General features: G+C 64.4%; 11 protein-coding genes and 1 pseudogene. 7 read left to right on the plus strand and 5 right to left on the minus strand.

The window, feature by feature from the left end; genetic code table 11:
- The 3 genes and pseudogenes from N878_RS27445 to N878_RS23720 form a co-directional block, all read left to right on the plus strand.
- Positions 1-151 (plus strand): annotated as a pseudogene (locus N878_RS27445) (zinc ABC transporter substrate-binding protein); the annotation flags it as partial.
- A gap of 175 nt (positions 152-326) precedes the next feature.
- Positions 327-1,574 carry an MFS transporter gene (locus tag N878_RS23715; protein WP_021445983.1) on the plus strand — a complete coding sequence of 416 codons (1,248 nt, stop codon included), beginning with the start codon at positions 327-329 and terminating at the stop codon, positions 1,572-1,574.
- A gap of 185 nt (positions 1,575-1,759) precedes the next feature.
- On the plus strand, positions 1,760-2,752 hold the full coding sequence (locus N878_RS23720) for an SUMF1/EgtB/PvdO family nonheme iron enzyme (RefSeq protein WP_021445984.1): 993 nt from the start codon (positions 1,760-1,762) through the stop codon (positions 2,750-2,752).
- A 34-nt stretch (positions 2,753-2,786) separates the two neighbouring features.
- On the opposite strand, the gene N878_RS23725 is transcribed toward N878_RS23720, so the two are convergent.
- The 5 genes from N878_RS23725 to zwf form a co-directional block, all read right to left on the minus strand.
- Positions 2,787-5,378, minus strand: coding sequence for a LysM domain-containing protein (locus N878_RS23725; RefSeq protein WP_021445985.1), 2,592 nt, complete (start codon positions 5,376-5,378; stop codon positions 2,787-2,789).
- Entirely contained in the window at positions 5,353-6,189 is an 837-nt protein-coding gene (locus N878_RS23730; protein ID WP_021445986.1) for a DUF4123 domain-containing protein, read from the minus strand. Before N878_RS23730 ends, N878_RS23725 begins: the two co-directional genes overlap by 26 nt.
- 5 nt (positions 6,190-6,194) lie before the next feature.
- Positions 6,195-8,303: a type VI secretion system tip protein TssI/VgrG gene (tssI, locus tag N878_RS23735; RefSeq protein ID WP_021445987.1), complete on the minus strand. Its 2,109-nt coding sequence runs from the start codon at positions 8,301-8,303 to the stop codon at positions 6,195-6,197.
- A gap of 168 nt (positions 8,304-8,471) precedes the next feature.
- Positions 8,472-8,990: an Hcp family type VI secretion system effector gene (locus tag N878_RS23740; RefSeq protein ID WP_003241180.1), complete on the minus strand. Its 519-nt coding sequence runs from the start codon at positions 8,988-8,990 to the stop codon at positions 8,472-8,474.
- Positions 8,991-9,273: 283 nt separating this feature from the next.
- Positions 9,274-10,761 carry a glucose-6-phosphate dehydrogenase gene (zwf, locus tag N878_RS23745; RefSeq protein WP_177342939.1) on the minus strand — a complete coding sequence of 496 codons (1,488 nt, stop codon included), beginning with the start codon at positions 10,759-10,761 and terminating at the stop codon, positions 9,274-9,276.
- Positions 10,762-10,864: 103 nt separating this feature from the next.
- On the opposite strand from zwf, the gene hexR reads away from it, so the two are divergent.
- The 4 genes from hexR to N878_RS23765 all read left to right on the plus strand — a co-directional run.
- A complete protein-coding gene (hexR, locus tag N878_RS23750; protein ID WP_021445989.1) occupies positions 10,865-11,731 on the plus strand; it encodes a transcriptional regulator HexR in 867 nt (288 codons plus the stop codon).
- A 98-nt stretch (positions 11,732-11,829) separates the two neighbouring features.
- Positions 11,830-12,036: a PA3496 family putative envelope integrity protein gene (locus N878_RS23755; protein WP_021445990.1), complete on the plus strand. Its 207-nt coding sequence runs from the start codon at positions 11,830-11,832 to the stop codon at positions 12,034-12,036.
- A gap of 222 nt (positions 12,037-12,258) precedes the next feature.
- Positions 12,259-12,717, plus strand: a complete 459-nt coding sequence (locus N878_RS23760; RefSeq protein ID WP_021445991.1) for a (2Fe-2S)-binding protein — start codon at positions 12,259-12,261, stop codon at positions 12,715-12,717.
- Between the two features lie 14 nt (positions 12,718-12,731).
- Positions 12,732-14,852 (plus strand): xanthine dehydrogenase family protein molybdopterin-binding subunit (locus N878_RS23765; protein WP_031303974.1); only part of this gene is annotated, 2,121 nt, incomplete at its 3' end.

Here is a 14,852-nt window from a genome sequence, read left to right on the forward strand (position 1 = left end):
GCGCCTGGCGGAAACCCTCACCGCCGGCCTGCCGGTGCAACTGGCCGAGCTGGATGCGCTCGGCGGCGAGCTGCCGGTGAGCGCCACGGGCTACGAGCAACTCCTGGAAAACCTGGCCAATGGCCTGACGGAGTGTCTGGGTAGCCTGTAACACGAGTCTCGCTCTGCTTCCGGGTGAGGTCCTCATCATTCGTAGCGCCTTCTCGCGGCGGTACGCGTGGGAGGGCTTTAGCCGCGACCAGCCGAGCTACGAACTGTAACCACCCGTACGTTGCCGCTCGCAGTCGCTAACCACTAGGCTTGCGCTTTTGCCGCGAGCGCCCGCCATGTCGCCATCCGCACCTCGCCCGTCCAACGCCACGCTGGTGCTGCTGGCCTCGCTCTATTGCGCGCAGGGCCTGCCTTCCGGGCTGATCGCCCACTCGCTGCCGGTGCTGCTGCGCCAGCACGGCGTCGACCTGGCGCTGATCGGCCTGCTAAAACTGCTGGCGCTGCCCTGGCTGCTCAAGGTGTTCTGGGCACCCTGGATCGACCGCCTGGCCTCCTCGCGTCTGGGCCATCACCGCGGCTGGATTCTGCCGCTGCAGGCAGGCGTGATCCTCTGCGTGGCTGCGTTAGCCGCGTTGGCGCCGCAGACCCTGTTCGGTTCAGGCCTGTGGCTGCTGCTGGGCCTGCTGCTGACGATCAATCTGCTGGCTTCCACCCAGGACATCGCCACCGACGGCCTTACCGTGCGCCTGCTGCCCGAGCGCTGGCGCGGCCTGGGCAACAGCCTGCAGGTGGGCGGCTACAAGGTCGGCATGATCGTCAGTGGCAGCGGCCTGCTGCTGGTGATCGACCCGCTGGGCTGGAACCTTGCCGTTGGTCTGCTGGCCGGGCTGATTCTGCTGATGACCGTGCCGATCTGGCTGTTCCCCGAGCGCCGGGTGTTGCCCTTCCAGCCGGCATTGGCGGAAAGCGCACTGGGCCCGCGTCTGTTGCTCGAGCACTACCGCGGCCTGCTGGCGCAACCCGGCATGCTGCTGTGGCTGGCGGTGGTGCTGACCTTCAAGCTGGGCGACTCGCTCGGCTCGCCGATGATCAAGCCGATGCTGGTGGACCAGGGCTGGAGCACCGCGGCGCTCGGCCAACTGACCCTGATCAGCAGCCTGGCCGGCATCGCCGGCGCCCTGCTCGGCGGCCTGCTCTACGCCCGCATCGGCGTGCTGCGCGCGCTGATCCTGTTCGGCGCCCTGCAGGCTCTCGGCATCGCCGCCCTGGCACTGCTGGTGGGGCAGGACGGCAATGTCGGACTGGTCTACGCCGTGACCCTGTTCGAGCAGGTGGCCGACGGCATGTCCACCGTCGCCCTGTTCGCCGCCATGATGCGCATGTGCCGCCCCGAACACGAAGGCGCCGATTTCACCCTGCAGGCCTCGGCGCAGTTGCTGCTGTCCGGCTTCGTCGGGGCCAGCAGCGGGGTGCTGGCAAAGGCGTTGGGGTATGAGGGGTTGTTCATCGGGGCGGGGGTGTTGGGTTTACTGGTGCTGACGGTGGTTTTCATGCATGCGAGTTGGTCGCGACGGGGCCTCTAGAACCAGGTCACGAATAGGGCCTCAGAGACAAATCCATGCTTCGTATGACAGGGCGCACAGAGCACGGGCGTGAACCTGGCGTTGCCCGCCTGGCGGTAGGTATTGTCTGAGCCCTGCCGATAAAGACTATTTCCCTGGCTGGCCTGTTAGGCTAAGCCGCCGATCTGATTGACAAGGATGTTGCCATGTATCGTCGACTGATACTTCCTCTTATCGCGCCGCTGCTGGTGGTGGGTTGCCAGGCGCAGTCGCAGCCCCTGCCGAAAAGCGAAAAGCTCAGCCCGGAGAAGGTTGCGGCCATCGCCGAGCGAATCGACTCGCAGTACGCCAAGTTATCCGCCGAGCTGCGCAGCCAGATGCTCACTACAGTGGTGCGCTCGCTGGATGAGATGGTGTTTATCGAAGGGGGCGAGTTCGAGATGGGCGACTTCGGCGCGCCCTGCGATTTCGACCAGACCAATATGGGCACCTGGCCCTATGGCTACGAGCCGGATGAGCTGTGTCCGATTACCCCCAAGTTCCACGATGACTATCTGCATCAGGTGCGTTTGAGTAGTTACTACCTGGCGAGTTACCAAACTCGGCTGGGAGATTTCGATTTATTCCGTACCAGCCAGGGACTACCTTTGTTCGATGTGGAGTATCGAGATAGGAAAGATTTAGCTGGCGAATTTGACCCGAACAAGCCTGCTCCACCCAAAGAATGGCAAGAGGCCAAAGACTATTGTCTGTGGTTAGGGCAGCTCAGTGGCTATCCAGTTGGCTTGCCGACTGAGGCACAGTGGGAATATGCCGCCCGTAATCGTGGACAGTACGTACAATTCCCTACGGATACGGGAAGCCTGGACTATGGGCGTAATATTCCTCGTGATGAAGACACCGACATACATCCCGTTGGACAGTTCGCTCCGAATCCACTGGGCCTATATGATATGGCTGGTAACGCCACCGACTGGGTCAATGACTGGTATGACCCTGATTACTACAGAAATTCGCCTGCTGATAATCCACAAGGGCCAACTACAGGCGCCCAGAAGATTCGTCGAGGGTCAAACTATTTTGAGTCAGGTTGGCAGTCTGCGAATACAGTTCGACGCTGGGCAGATAAGCCAGAGCAGGACGGATATTATCCAGGAACCAGTTTCCGCTGCGCTATTCAGCTCGACCATGAACTTTAAGAGACAAGGGCTCCCTATTGGGAGCCCTTGCTTTTTAGGCTAGCCCGTCGAACTGCCCACTGGATCTTGCCGCGATCAGAATGTCGCGCTTGCGCCATGCGTCTGTGGGTGTCCAAGCCAGCATCACAGTCGGGCTGGAGTCCATTGAGCCCGGTAGACCGCGTACGGCCAGTTGCTCGATAAATTGATTGAACTCCTGCTGCTGCCGTCCATCGAGCAGACGGTTAAGACGATTGAGGCTTTCCATTGCATTGACCTTGGCGCCATTCGGTGAACAATGTTCCATTGCCTCTATGAATTGACGCCAGCGGCGATAAAGGTGGCTGAGTAGCAGGACGATCGCTTTTTCTTGGTATTCCTGAAAGCTTTCCACATAGCTTTCACTAAGCACATACAGCATTGGGCCGACGGTTTGCGGTGGAAGTTTATCTAGAGGTAAGCGCTTGCCATTTATCAGTACGGCGCGATTAGTCAGAAGATAGCGGGCTAGGTTTTCTGCCTCGACCATGGAGGCGCTACGCCTCCTCCACCAAATGGACATTTTTTGAGCACCATTTTCAAACGCCTGGATTGCAGCAGTACCAGGTGCGCTTGCCACTTGATACAAACCCCAAGCCATATAGTTAAAAGCCTCCTGAGAAACCCCCAGCAGATATCGATAATCCACATCAGCCAGTGCTTCACACACCAGCTTCAGCAGTGCGTAGGTTTTCTCCAGATCCACCACGGTCGAGAAGCCACCGCTGGCCCCGGGACCGAACACCAGGCGGCCTTTGCAGTTCACGGCGAGTCGGTCGCTGGCGATGGTGATACCGAACTCGCCACCAATACCGGCACCGAAGGCCGCGCTGGCCTCGGCCTTGATTTCGGCCAGGCTGTTCCATCTGCTACCAGCGTTGGACTGACCGCTGACAATGGCGCCGCGTCCCTGTTCGGAAGGGTCGACCCACTGCAGCGCACCGCTCAATGCGCCGCCTGCCTGAGCGCCAGCGAAGGCGTCGCCTTTCAGCCCTATATTGCCGCCACGGCTCGGCTCGATATGCGGTGAGCCCAGCAATGCCGTGGCGCCCCCCGCGCCTTCGTCGCCGGGCTTGTAGCGCACGCTCACGCCCGCCGATGCCTGGGCATGGGCACCGACGAAACAGGACAGCTCCACTTTTCCTTGCAGACGTATGACGCCCAGCGGGCAATCGACCTCGCGCCCTTCCGCGTTGCGGTAGCGCAGGCGCAGTGGGTAGCCGCCTTGGGAGGGGAAGAAGCTGGTAAGCGAAACCGAACCTTCCGCCAGCGAGAACGCGGCACTGCCCTTGGCGCCGACTTCGATATTGCCCTGGGCTGGATTCCAGTTGTTCACGCCGGCACTGGCGCTGGCAGCAAAGCGCAGGGCATGGGCTTCCGATGAGACGGCGTAGGGGGCGGAGTCATCCGGGTTGCTGGTCCAGTTGGTCTCTTTGTGCAGGGCGTTGAGCAGGTTGTCTTCCTTGCTCGTCCAGCCGACCAGCTTGGCTTCCAATGCGCCGATTGGGCTGGCTTTGCGGCCTTCGCCAATTCCCTTGCGGATATCGTCGAGCAAATCCTTGGCCAATTGACTGCCGAAGGGTTTGCCTGCCAGTACGGTGCTGCGCACCTTGAGTTTCCAGTCCAACTGCTCGTGGTAGCGGGTGCTGATGTAATAGCGTCGGTCCGGTTGGCTGAACAGCACGACTTCGACGACGGTGACACCACTTCGGCGTCTTGTACCTCGTTCTCTTTCGCCGCTGCGGCCACGTCCGTGAGCCAGATCCGGGCGGGTGCCGCTGCCCAGGGTGCTGCTGTCATCCGGCTTGCTCGATAGCCGTCCACGTAGAGTGACGATCTCTGCATCCAGCTCGGCCAGCTTCTTCTGCCGCAGTGCTCGCCAGTTGCTTTCCATCAGGTTGCCGGTGGCGTGAGAAGAGTTGAACCAGGGGGTATAGGATGCGTACCAGTTGCGCGCATCCTGCAGAGTGCGCAGCTGGCCCTGGATGTCTTCCGCGGAGGTCAGCAGGGGGATTTCGTTCTCCTGCGGAGGAGGGGACAGCAGTAGAAGGCCGGCCTGTTCGGCTTTTTCGTTCCAGGCCTGTTTGATGCAGCGGCTGCAGTCGCATGCGTTGCCCTGGGTGCGTTCCTTCAGGCATTCGATGCGTTCTTTGGCCTGGGCCAGCTTCTGCTGCAATTCGTCCATCAATGCCTGTACACGCTGGATTTCGCGCTTCAGTGCCTGGGCTTGTGGTTCGGTCAGCACGTAGTAGTGGGTGTCGCCTGTGATATGCACCACATCGACCAACTCGTCGTTGCATTGGCTGGCACACTGCGCCTGCGCGCTGCTGGGGTCGTTGGCGTGCTGGGCAGGGGGTAACTGTCTTGCCCCGCCAGCGGAGGGCGCCGCTGCGGGCGTTTCATTGGCCGCAGCCTGGGCGGGGAGTTTGAGCTTCCAGCCGGGCTGAATGATGTTCGGGTCGCGAATGATCGGATTGATTCGCTGCAGCTCAGCCGTTGTGGTGGCGTGTTGTTGGGCGACGCCGCTGAGGGTATCGCCGCGTTGCACGATGTAAGTCTTGCCGCTCGACATGTCCTTGTCCCTAGCCCGAAAGGCTTTCCAGTTCATCCAGTTTTGCGCCTGTCGTCAGATCCTGGCGCGCCAGGACTGTTCGTGCAGGCTCTGATTTCCAGAATCCCGTGCCATGGCTCAGGGTCAGTCGCAGCCAGCGTTCGTATTGGGCTTTCTGGGTAATGCCGATGTCGTAGGCAGCAAGCAACTGTTGTTGCACGAAGTCTTCGGGAGGCGAGGCTTCGATCACCGCGGCGTAATCATCGGCCATCTGTGCGGCGATCAGCCGTAGTCGCGCCTTCTCCATCTCTCGCTGTCGTTGTTGACCCAACCATAGCCAGCCGGGCTGTTGCAGCCTGCCGTCCCACGGCTGTGGGCGAGAGGCGTAGCGCCAGCCCAGTTCGTTGCGCCAGGCCAACCCGGAAAACGGGCCAAAGAATGCCTGCCGCTCTCCAGCGCTCAGGGTTTCCAGAAGCGGCTCGATCCAGCGTGGTTCGAAGAAGCGCATCAACTGGTCGGGGCGCTCTTCCGTGCGGACGCAAAGCAGGCTTTGGCAATGTGTAACCGCGGCATTCCAGTGTTGCAGGTCATCCAGATAGAGCAGGCAGCCCGCGTCGCTTTGGGCCAGCAGGGCGTGGGCGTACTCGCTCCACGGATCGTCTGTCGAGCTGATCACCAGCGCTGGGCCCTGCTCGCTCAGGGCCCGATAGGGCGTATCCAGAAAAAGCGGCGCCCATTGTGGCGTGCCCTCTGGCGCTAGCTGATAAAGCCACCTTGGCATATCCGGGTCGGCGGTAGCTTCGAGGATCACGCAGCGAAGGTGTGTATCCGGTGCCTGCTCGAACGGGGAGGGGATCGGGTTCGCCATGTCGCTCATCCGTGATTGTGGATCATGCATTTCCCGCTGGCGTCGAACACGCAACCAGAGGCAGGCAGCAGGTGTCCGGCTAGGGCCTGGTCGCGGTAGTTGCTGGTGACCATGCCGGCTTCATCCGCATCCGCCGGCTTCGCCGCCCCCGGCAGTATCGGCGCCGCCCCCGAGCCGCTGCCCGGCGCGCCGCCGGAGTTGAGCTTGATCACCGGGCCGACCAGGGTGATGCCGCCGCCGTCGAGTTTGATAAAGCTGCCGCCGCCCTTGAGGGTCAGTTCGCTGCCGGCTTCGAGCACCACCTTGAGGCCGCTGGAGAGGTGGATCTCGCTGCCGGCCTGGATAAATTGGCCGTTGCCCAGCTTGATGTGCTGGCTGTCGCCGACGGTGAGGTGGTCGTTGGCCTTGATCTCGACCTTGCGGTCGGCGTGGGTGGTGCGGTGTTCTTCGGCCTTGAAGTGGCTGTAGGCGTTGGCCTCGACCGTGTCGTGGCGTTCGTTGCCGACGCGGATCTTCTGGTCGTGCTCGATGTTCTCGTCCCAGTCGCGCTGGGCGTGAAGATAGATCTGCTCGGCGCCCTTGCGATCCTCGATGCGCAGTTCGTTGTAGCCACCGCCGCCGGGGCTGCTCAGGGTCTTGAATATGCTGCGGGTCTTGTTCGCTGGCAGGTCGTAGGGCACCACATGTTCGGCGTGGTACAGGCAGCCGGTGATCAGCGGCTGGTCGGGGTCGCCTTCGAGGAAGGTGACCAGCACTTCCATGCCGATGCGCGGGATGGTGATGGCGCCGTAGCGATCACCGGCCCAGCTGGAGCTGACGCGCAGCCAGCAGCTGGTTTTCTCATCCGCCTGGCCTTCGCGATCCCAGAAGAACTGCACCTTGACCCGGCCGTATTGGTCGCAGTGGATTTCTTCGCCGGCAGGTCCCGTGACCACGGCGCTCTGGCTGCCGAGGATGCGCGGTTTGGGATGAGCCAACTGGGGGCGGTAGGGCACGTTCCAGGGCGTGGCGGTGAAGCGGTTGCGGTAGCCTTGGTGGAAGTCGGCGTCGCTCTTATCCCCCTCTCCCCGGCCCTCTCCCCGGAGGGGCGAGGGAGCTGTTCGGCGCAGGGCTGAATCACTGGTGATCGACTCCTCCAGCACCTGAGGCTGCTTGCCTTCATGGAGCACTTCGGTGAGCAGCCAGAGCTGGTTCCACGCCTCGCGCGGATGGCCTTCCAGGTCGAGGAAGTGGCCGCTGACCAGGGTCGGCGAGTCGCCGTCGCCCTGGGCCAGTTCGAAGTCGTGGCGGTGGCGCTCCAAGGCGCGCTTGGCCAGGTGCTTGCCGCGTTCGCGGTCGGTATAGCGGCCTGGGTAGTCGTAGTCTTCCAGCTTGGGTTGGGCATCGCCGTCGGCCTTGGTTTCCAGCTGCAGGCGCGGTTTCTCGAAGTCGTAGTCGCGGCGGGTGACCTGGCTGGTGCGGGTTTCCACGCGCACGCCGAAATGCTTGATCACCGGGTCGTCGGCCACCAGGCCGGTGTCCTGCTGGTAGGCCAGCGGTGCCAGGCGCGGGAACACGGTCTGGTCGTCGCCGAAGCACAGTACATGGCCTTCGCTGCTGTGCTGGAAGTGGTAGTGGATGCCTTCTTCCTCGCACAGGCGCTGGACGAAGTGCAGGTCGCTCTCGTCGTACTGCACGCAGTATTCACGCTCGGGGTAGAGCGAGCCGAGCTGGAACTGGTAGGCATCGGCCTGGATGCCGTGCTCCTCAAGCACCTGAGTGATGATCTGCTCCACCGTCAGGTGCTGGAAGATGCGCTGGTTGGTGCGATGGGCCAGGTAGGCCAGTTGCGGCACCAGGGTCAGGCGGTAGCGGGTCATGCGCTTGCCGGATTCGCCCTGGGCGATGCGGTGGATCAGGCCGTGGATGCCGGCGCCGTGCTGGTCGAAGGCGAGGAAGGCGCGCTGATGCAGCAGGCTCTCCAGATCGAGGTCGGGGCATTCGCCGATCAGTTCCACGTCGAAGGCGTAAGGCTGGCTGATCGCCTCGCGGCCGCTGAACTCGAGCACCTGCAGGTCGTGCTCGACGCCTTCGATGCTGAGGCTGAAATGGGTCTGGTTGGCCTGGGCGAACATTCGTTGTTCCTCTCGATCATTCCATGATGGGCGCGCGGCGCGCTCCAGGTTGTAACCGAATCGGCCGCCGCGCGCTGGCAACGGTCGAGGTTTTCGGCAGGCAGCCTGCCGAAACGCAGCGGCCAGGACGATGCCTGGCCGCTGCGGTGACGCGGACGCGATCCCGCCTTAGGCGGAGATCGGGGTACGCCAGTCGTCGGAGCCGGAAGTGCCGGAGACTTCGTGGGTCCAGACGATCTTGCGGTAGGTGAAGTAGACGTCTTCCAGGTGGGTGAAGTGCGCCATGTTCGGGTCCTGGCAGTTCGGCATGCGCGACTGCACGTCGACGATCACCGCGTCTTCCAGTTCGATGGTGAAGTAGTGCTCCTGGGTGCCGGTGGAGGAGGTGCGGTACCACTCCAGACGGCACTTGTTCAGACGCTCGCCGGAGGTCAGGGCGTTGAAGATCAGCGGCGAGGACTTGTCGAAGACCTTGGTGATCATCAGCGGCTTGTGCACGCGCTGGCCGGTCGGTTGGCCGGACTGCGGGTCGCGCGGGATGATGACCTGGTGGTTGTAGGCTTGCACCAGAATCTGGTCTTCATGACCTTCCTGGAAAATATTGCCGACCGAGTCCTCGGTGAAGGTGCCAGCGGTGATCAGACCTTGTTTGGTGCCTTCGAGGGACAGATACGCGGGTGTTGGCATGAGTGCTCTCCTTGCCTGGGTCATGGATCGTGATCGATCCGGGAGTCAGGCTTATAGCGAGCGGCGTGCCAGGTAATTTAATTTCAATAAAATCAATTAGTTGATATGACCGAGTTGCGATTTTCGGTCATTGTGAGCGCTGCGTCACGTCTGGTTGCGCAACAAGTTGCGCAGTGCTGTGCAGCTTGTTGCGCAGCCTGCTGCAGGGCCCGATGTCGCTGGGCTGGGCCCGGTCCTGCGGAGGGTTATCCACAGCGGTCTGCGCAAGAAGCTGCCAGGTCGCTCACTCGGCCCAGTGCCGGCCATGGCGCTCCAGCAGGTGCTGCAGCTGTTCCGGGCCGTCGCTGCCGGCCGGGTAGGGGCGCGGGCTCTGGTAGTGCTGATGCCAGCCCTGCAGGATCGGGTCGACCCACTGCCAGGCGGCCTCCACCTCGTCGCGGCGCATGAATAGCGTCGAGTCGCCTTCGATCACGTCCAGCAGCAGGCGCTCGTAGGCGTCCCAGCGGCGCTGCTGGCTGAAGGCGTCGGCCAGGTTGAGGTCCAGTTCCACGGGTTTGAGGTGCATGCCCTTACCGGGGTTCTTGGCCATCAGCTGCAGGCTGATGCGCTCCTCGGGCTGCAGGCGGATCAGCAGCTGGTTGGCCTGGCCCTCGTGGAACAGGCGATGCGGCACCGGCTTGAACTGGATGAGGATTTCCGAGGTTTTCTTCGCCAGGCGCTTGCCGGTGCGCAGGTAGAATGGCACGCCGGCCCAGCGCCAGTTGTCGATTTCCACCTGCACGGCGACGAAGGTTTCGGTGTCGCTGTCGTTGTCGACGTTCTTCTCGAAGTAGTAGGCTGGCACGTCGTGTCCGCCGATCTTGCCGGCGGTGTACTGGCCGCGCACGGTCTTGTCCTGCACGTCGAGGCCGCTGATCGGCTTGAGCGCCTCGAGAATCTTCACCTTTTCGTTGCGCACCGCCTCGGCGTCGAAGCGCACCGGCGCCTCCATGGCCACCAGGCAGAGCAGTTGCAGCAGGTGGTTCTGGATCATGTCACGCATGGCGCCGGCATGGTCGTAGTAGGCGCCGCGGTTTTCCACGCCGAGGGTTTCGCACACGCTGATCTGCACGTGGTCGATATGCCCGGCGCGCCACACCGGCTCGAACAGGGCGTTGGCGAAGCGCAGCGCCATCAGGTTCTGCACGGTTTCCTTGCCCAGGTAGTGATCGATGCGAAACACCCGCGCCTCGTCGAACACCGCGCCGATGGCGGCGTTGATCGCCCGTGCCGAGTCCAGCGAGTGGCCGATGGGTTTTTCCAGCACGATGCGCGCCTTGGGGCCGGCCAGGCCGGCGTTGGCCAGGTGCGCGGCGATGTCCTCGAACAGGTCCGGCGCGGTGGCCAGGTAGTAGACCCGCACGCGCTCGTCGTCGCGCCCCAGGCGTTTGCTCAGGCGGCCGAAGTCGGCGCTCTGCGCGGCGTCCATGGCGAAGTAGTCGAGGCGCGCGGCGAAGCTGGCCCAGGTGCCGGCATCGAAGTCGGCGCGTGCCACCTGAGCCCGGCAGCGGCGCTCGGCCAGGGCCTGATAGGCCTCGCGGCTGTGGCTGCTGCGGGCCAGGGCGAGGATGCGCATGCCGGCGTGCAGACGCCCTTCGCGGTGCAGGTGATAGAGCGCGGGCAGCAGCTTGTGCAGGGCCAGATCGCCGGTGCCGCCGAAAACCAGCATGTCGCAGGGGATGCTCAAGAGAGGACTCCGACTCGGTTTAACCTGTGCGCGGCTACGAGCCATGTAGTATAACTACAAGGTCACTACAACCGCCGGCCACCGATCATAACCGAGCCATGGCCGGTCGAGCGCCGCGCTTGACCCTTTTCTTCATAGAGCCGAATCCGTGAATCTGTTGCAACACATCGCCCAGTCGCGCCACCTGCTGCGCAAGTCCGAGCTCAAGGTGGCCGACCACGTCCTGCTCGATCCCGCTTCGGTGATGCACAGCTCCATGGCCGAGCTGGCCCATAGCGTCGGCATCAGCGAGCCGACCATCGTGCGTTTCTGCCGCGCCATCGGCTGCAGCGGCTTCCAGGACCTCAAGCTGAAGCTGGCGCAAAGCCTGGCCGCCGGCGCCAGCTTCGGCCAGTTCGCCATCCACGAGGACGACTCGGTCGCCGACTTCAGCCTGAAGATCTTCGACACCACCCTGCACACCCTGATGGAGGTGCGCGAGAAGCTCGACCCCGAGGCGCTGCAGCGCGCGATCGCCGCCTGCGCCCAGGCGCAGCGCGTGGAATTCTACGGTTTCGGCGCGTCCGGCGCGGTGGCCGCCGATGCCCAGCACAAGTTCTTCCGCCTGCTGCTGACCGCCGCCGCCTACTCCGACCCGCATATGCAGGCGATGAGCGCGGTGACCCTCAAGCCATCCGACGTGGCCATCTGCATCTCCCAGTCGGGACGTTCCAAGGACCTGTTGATCACCGCCAACCTGGTGCGCGAGTCCGGCGCCACGCTGATCACCCTGTGCCCGAGCCAGACCCCGCTGGCCGACCTGGCCACGGTCAACCTGGCCATCGACGTGCAGGAAGACACCGAGATCTACACCCCGCTGACCTCGCGCATCGCCCACCTGGTGGTGATCGACGTGCTGGCCATGGGCGTGGCCATGGCGCGCGGGCCGAGCCTGGTCAACCACCTCAAGAGCGTCAAGCGCAGTCTGCGCAGCCTGCGCCTGTCGCCGAAGTCGCTGCGCAACGTCGAGGACTGAGCGCAGCCGGTTTCACCGGCTGTTCATGTGGGCGCCGTCAAAGCGTCATCTGCCCGGAGGATGCTGAGGGCTCCAGTCCTCGTTCCGGGAGAACCGAGATGCCTCGTATCTTCGATGACGCGCCACTGCAGGCCAAGCCTGACGCCAAGACCCGCCGCAAACTCCAGGACCAGCGCCGCATGGCCTATCGCCGGGCCATCGAGGCCTACGCCGAGCAGTGCCAGCTGCAGCGCGAACTGGCCGACTATCCCGACCTGATCCCCGCCGGCTACCTGCTGGCCGGCGCCCAGCGCAACGCCGCCTGAACCCTGGCTGCGCCCGGCGCTCGCCGGGCCGGCCCGCCAGGGTTGCCCGATCCTGCGGACTTATTGCCCGGTTCTGCCGATCTGCGCGCGGGCCGACGACAGCGCCCGCGCGCCCCTCTAGAGTGATGCTCTGCCCCGCTGCGCATGACGCACGCGGGCCAGCGTGACCTGTCGGCCCTGGCTGCCGGCTATCCAAGACCGGCCTGAAAAAGGTGGCAAACCATGATTACCCTGAACCTCAATGGCCAAGACCATGAGCTCGACGTGGCCGACGACATGCCGCTGCTGTGGGCCTTGCGCGACGTCGCCAATCTCACCGGCACCAAATACGGCTGCGGCATGGCGCTGTGCGGCGCCTGCACGGTGAACGTGGAGGGGCAGCCGACCCGCTCCTGCGTGACCCCGGTATCGGCGGTGGCCGGCAAGCGCATCCGCACCATCGAGGCGGTCGGCGAAGACGCCGTGGGCAAGGTGGTGCAGGACGCCTGGCGCCGGCTCGACGTGGTGCAGTGCGGCTACTGCCAGTCCGGGCAGATCCTGGCCGCCACGGCGCTGCTCAGCGGCAACAAGGCGCCGAGCGACGCCGATATCGACGCGGCCATGAGCGGCAATATCTGCCGCTGCGCCACCTATGTGCGGATTCGCGCCGCCATTCACGACGCTGCCGGCAAGCTGGCCTGAGGAGGCGCATGAACATGGGCAAGATCGAAACCCCCGATAGCGCCGCCCGCGGCATCCTCAATCTCAGCCGGCGCAGCCTGCTCAAGGGCGCCGGCGGCCTGGCTCTGGGTATCTTCTTCGCGCCGCTGCTGCGCGGCATGGAGGCGCTGGCGGCAGGTAGCCCGCTGGAGCCGAACGCCTTCGTGCGCATTGACCTCGACGGCACGGTGACCGTGCTGGCCAAGCATCTGGAGATGGGCCAGGGCAGTTATACTGGCCTGGCCACCCTGCTCGCCGAGGAGTTGGACGCCGACTGGAACCAGGTGCGCGTCGAGGGCGCGCCGGCCGACGCCAAGCGCTACAACAACCTCGCCTTCGGGGCGATGCAGGGCACTGGCGGCAGCACCGCCATGGCCAACTCCTGGGAGCAGATGCGCACCGCCGGCGCCGTCGCCAAGGCCATGCTGGTGGCCGCCGCGGCGCAGCGCTGGGGCGTGCCGGCCAGCGAGATCGGCGTCAGCCAGGGCGTAGTCAGCCACGCCGGCTCCGGCCGCAGCGCCGGTTTCGGCGAGCTGGTCGAGGCTGCCGCGCAGCTGCCGGTGCCCGAGCAGGTGCAGCTCAAGGATGCCAAGGACTTCAAGCTGATCGGCAAGCGCGAACTGCGGCGCAAGGACAGCCTGGACAAGACCGACGGCAGCGCGATCTTCACCCAGGACTTCAAGCTGCCCGGCATGCTGGTGGCCATGGTCGCCTACCCGCCGCGTTTCGGCGGCGTGCCGCGGACCGTGGACAGCAGCAAGGCCAAGGCGGTGCGCGACGTGGTCGCGGTGGTGGAGTTTCGCGACCTGCCCCACGGCCGCGCCGGCGTGGCGGTGTTGGCGAAGAATACTTGGGCCGCGCGCCAGGGCCGCGACGCCCTGCTGATCGACTGGGACGAGAGCCAGGCCTTCACCCTCGGCAGCGCGGAAATCTTTGCCCAGTATCGGGACAGCGCAGGCAAGCCCGGCTTGCCCGCCGCGAGCAAGGGCGATGCCGATGCGGCGTTGGCGCAGGCTGCGAAAACCCTCGAGGCCGAGTACGAGTTTCCCTACCTGGCGCATGCGGCGATGGAGCCGATGAACTGCCTGGTGAAACTGTCCGCCGAGCGCTGCGAGATCTGGAACGGCGAGCAGTTCCAGACCGTCGACCAGGCCATCATCGGCGGTTACCTGGGCCTGGCGCCGGAGCAGGTGTCGCTGACCCAGCTGTATGCCGGCGGCAGCTTCGGCCGCCGCGCCAGTTCGGTGTCGGACTATCTGCTGGAGGCGGTGGCCATCGCCAAGGCGGCGCGCGCCCAGGGCGTCGAGGCGCCGGTGAAGATGGTCTGGACCCGCGAGGACGACACCCGCGCCGGCTACTACCGGCCGCTGTACCTGCACCGCGTGCGTATCGGCCTGGATCAGGCCGGCAAGCTGCAGGCGTGGCACAACCGCATCGTCGGTCAGTCGATCATTGCCGGCACCTCGATGGAGCCGTTCCTGCTCAAGGAGGGGATCGACCACACCTCGGTGGAAGGGCTGTCCAATCTGGCCTACAGCGTGCCCAACCTGCAGGTGGAGCTGAGCACGCCGAGCAATATCAAGGTGCCGGTGCTGTGGTGGCGCTCGGTGGGCCATACCCACACCGGTTACGTCGCCGAAACCATGATCGACGAGGCCGCCGTGGCCGCGGGCCAGGACCCTTACGCCTTCCGTCATGCGCTGCTGGACAGCCAGCCGCGCCATCGTGGCGTGCTGGAACTGGCCGCCAAACAGGCCGGCTGGGACCAGCCGCTGGCTGCTGGTACCGAGGGCGAGAAGCGCGGTCGCGGCATCGCCGTGCACGAGTCGTTCGGCTCCTTCGTCGCCCAGGTCGTCGAGGTGACGGTCAAGGCCGACGGCAGCTACAAGCTCGATCGTGTGGTCTGCGCGGTGGATTGCGGCATCGCCATCAACCCGGACGTGATCCGCGCGCAGATGGAGGGCGGCATCGGCTTCGGCCTGGCGGCGGCGTTGCATGGTGCGATCACCCTGAAGGAGGGACGCGTGGAGCAGTCGAACTTCCACGACTTCCAGGTGCTGCGCATGAACGAGATGCCCAGGGTCGAGGTGCATATCCTGCCGTCCGCGGAGAACCCG

Origin of the sequence: Pseudomonas sp. EGD-AK9, from assembly GCF_000465935.2 — a bacterium.
Lineage (GTDB): Bacteria > Pseudomonadota > Gammaproteobacteria > Pseudomonadales > Pseudomonadaceae > Aquipseudomonas.

Bases quoted from the DNA above. Each gene is read 5' to 3' on its own strand.
- N878_RS23715 (WP_021445983.1), top strand. From the start codon at position 327: ATGTCGCCATCCGCACCTCGCCCGTCCAACGCCACGCTGGTGCTGCTG.
- N878_RS23720 (WP_021445984.1), top strand. From the start codon at position 1,760: ATGTATCGTCGACTGATACTTCCTCTTATCGCGCCGCTGCTGGTGGTG.
- N878_RS23725 (WP_021445985.1), bottom strand. From the start codon at position 5,378: ATGAACTGGAAAGCCTTTCGGGCTAGGGACAAGGACATGTCGAGCGGC.
- N878_RS23730 (WP_021445986.1), bottom strand. From the start codon at position 6,189: ATGGCGAACCCGATCCCCTCCCCGTTCGAGCAGGCACCGGATACACAC.
- tssI (WP_021445987.1), bottom strand. From the start codon at position 8,303: ATGTTCGCCCAGGCCAACCAGACCCATTTCAGCCTCAGCATCGAAGGC.
- N878_RS23740 (WP_003241180.1), bottom strand. From the start codon at position 8,990: ATGCCAACACCCGCGTATCTGTCCCTCGAAGGCACCAAACAAGGTCTG.
- zwf (WP_177342939.1), bottom strand. From the start codon at position 10,761: ATGGCTCGTAGCCGCGCACAGGTTAAACCGAGTCGGAGTCCTCTCTTG.
- N878_RS23755 (WP_021445990.1), top strand. From the start codon at position 11,830: ATGCCTCGTATCTTCGATGACGCGCCACTGCAGGCCAAGCCTGACGCC.
- N878_RS23760 (WP_021445991.1), top strand. From the start codon at position 12,259: ATGATTACCCTGAACCTCAATGGCCAAGACCATGAGCTCGACGTGGCC.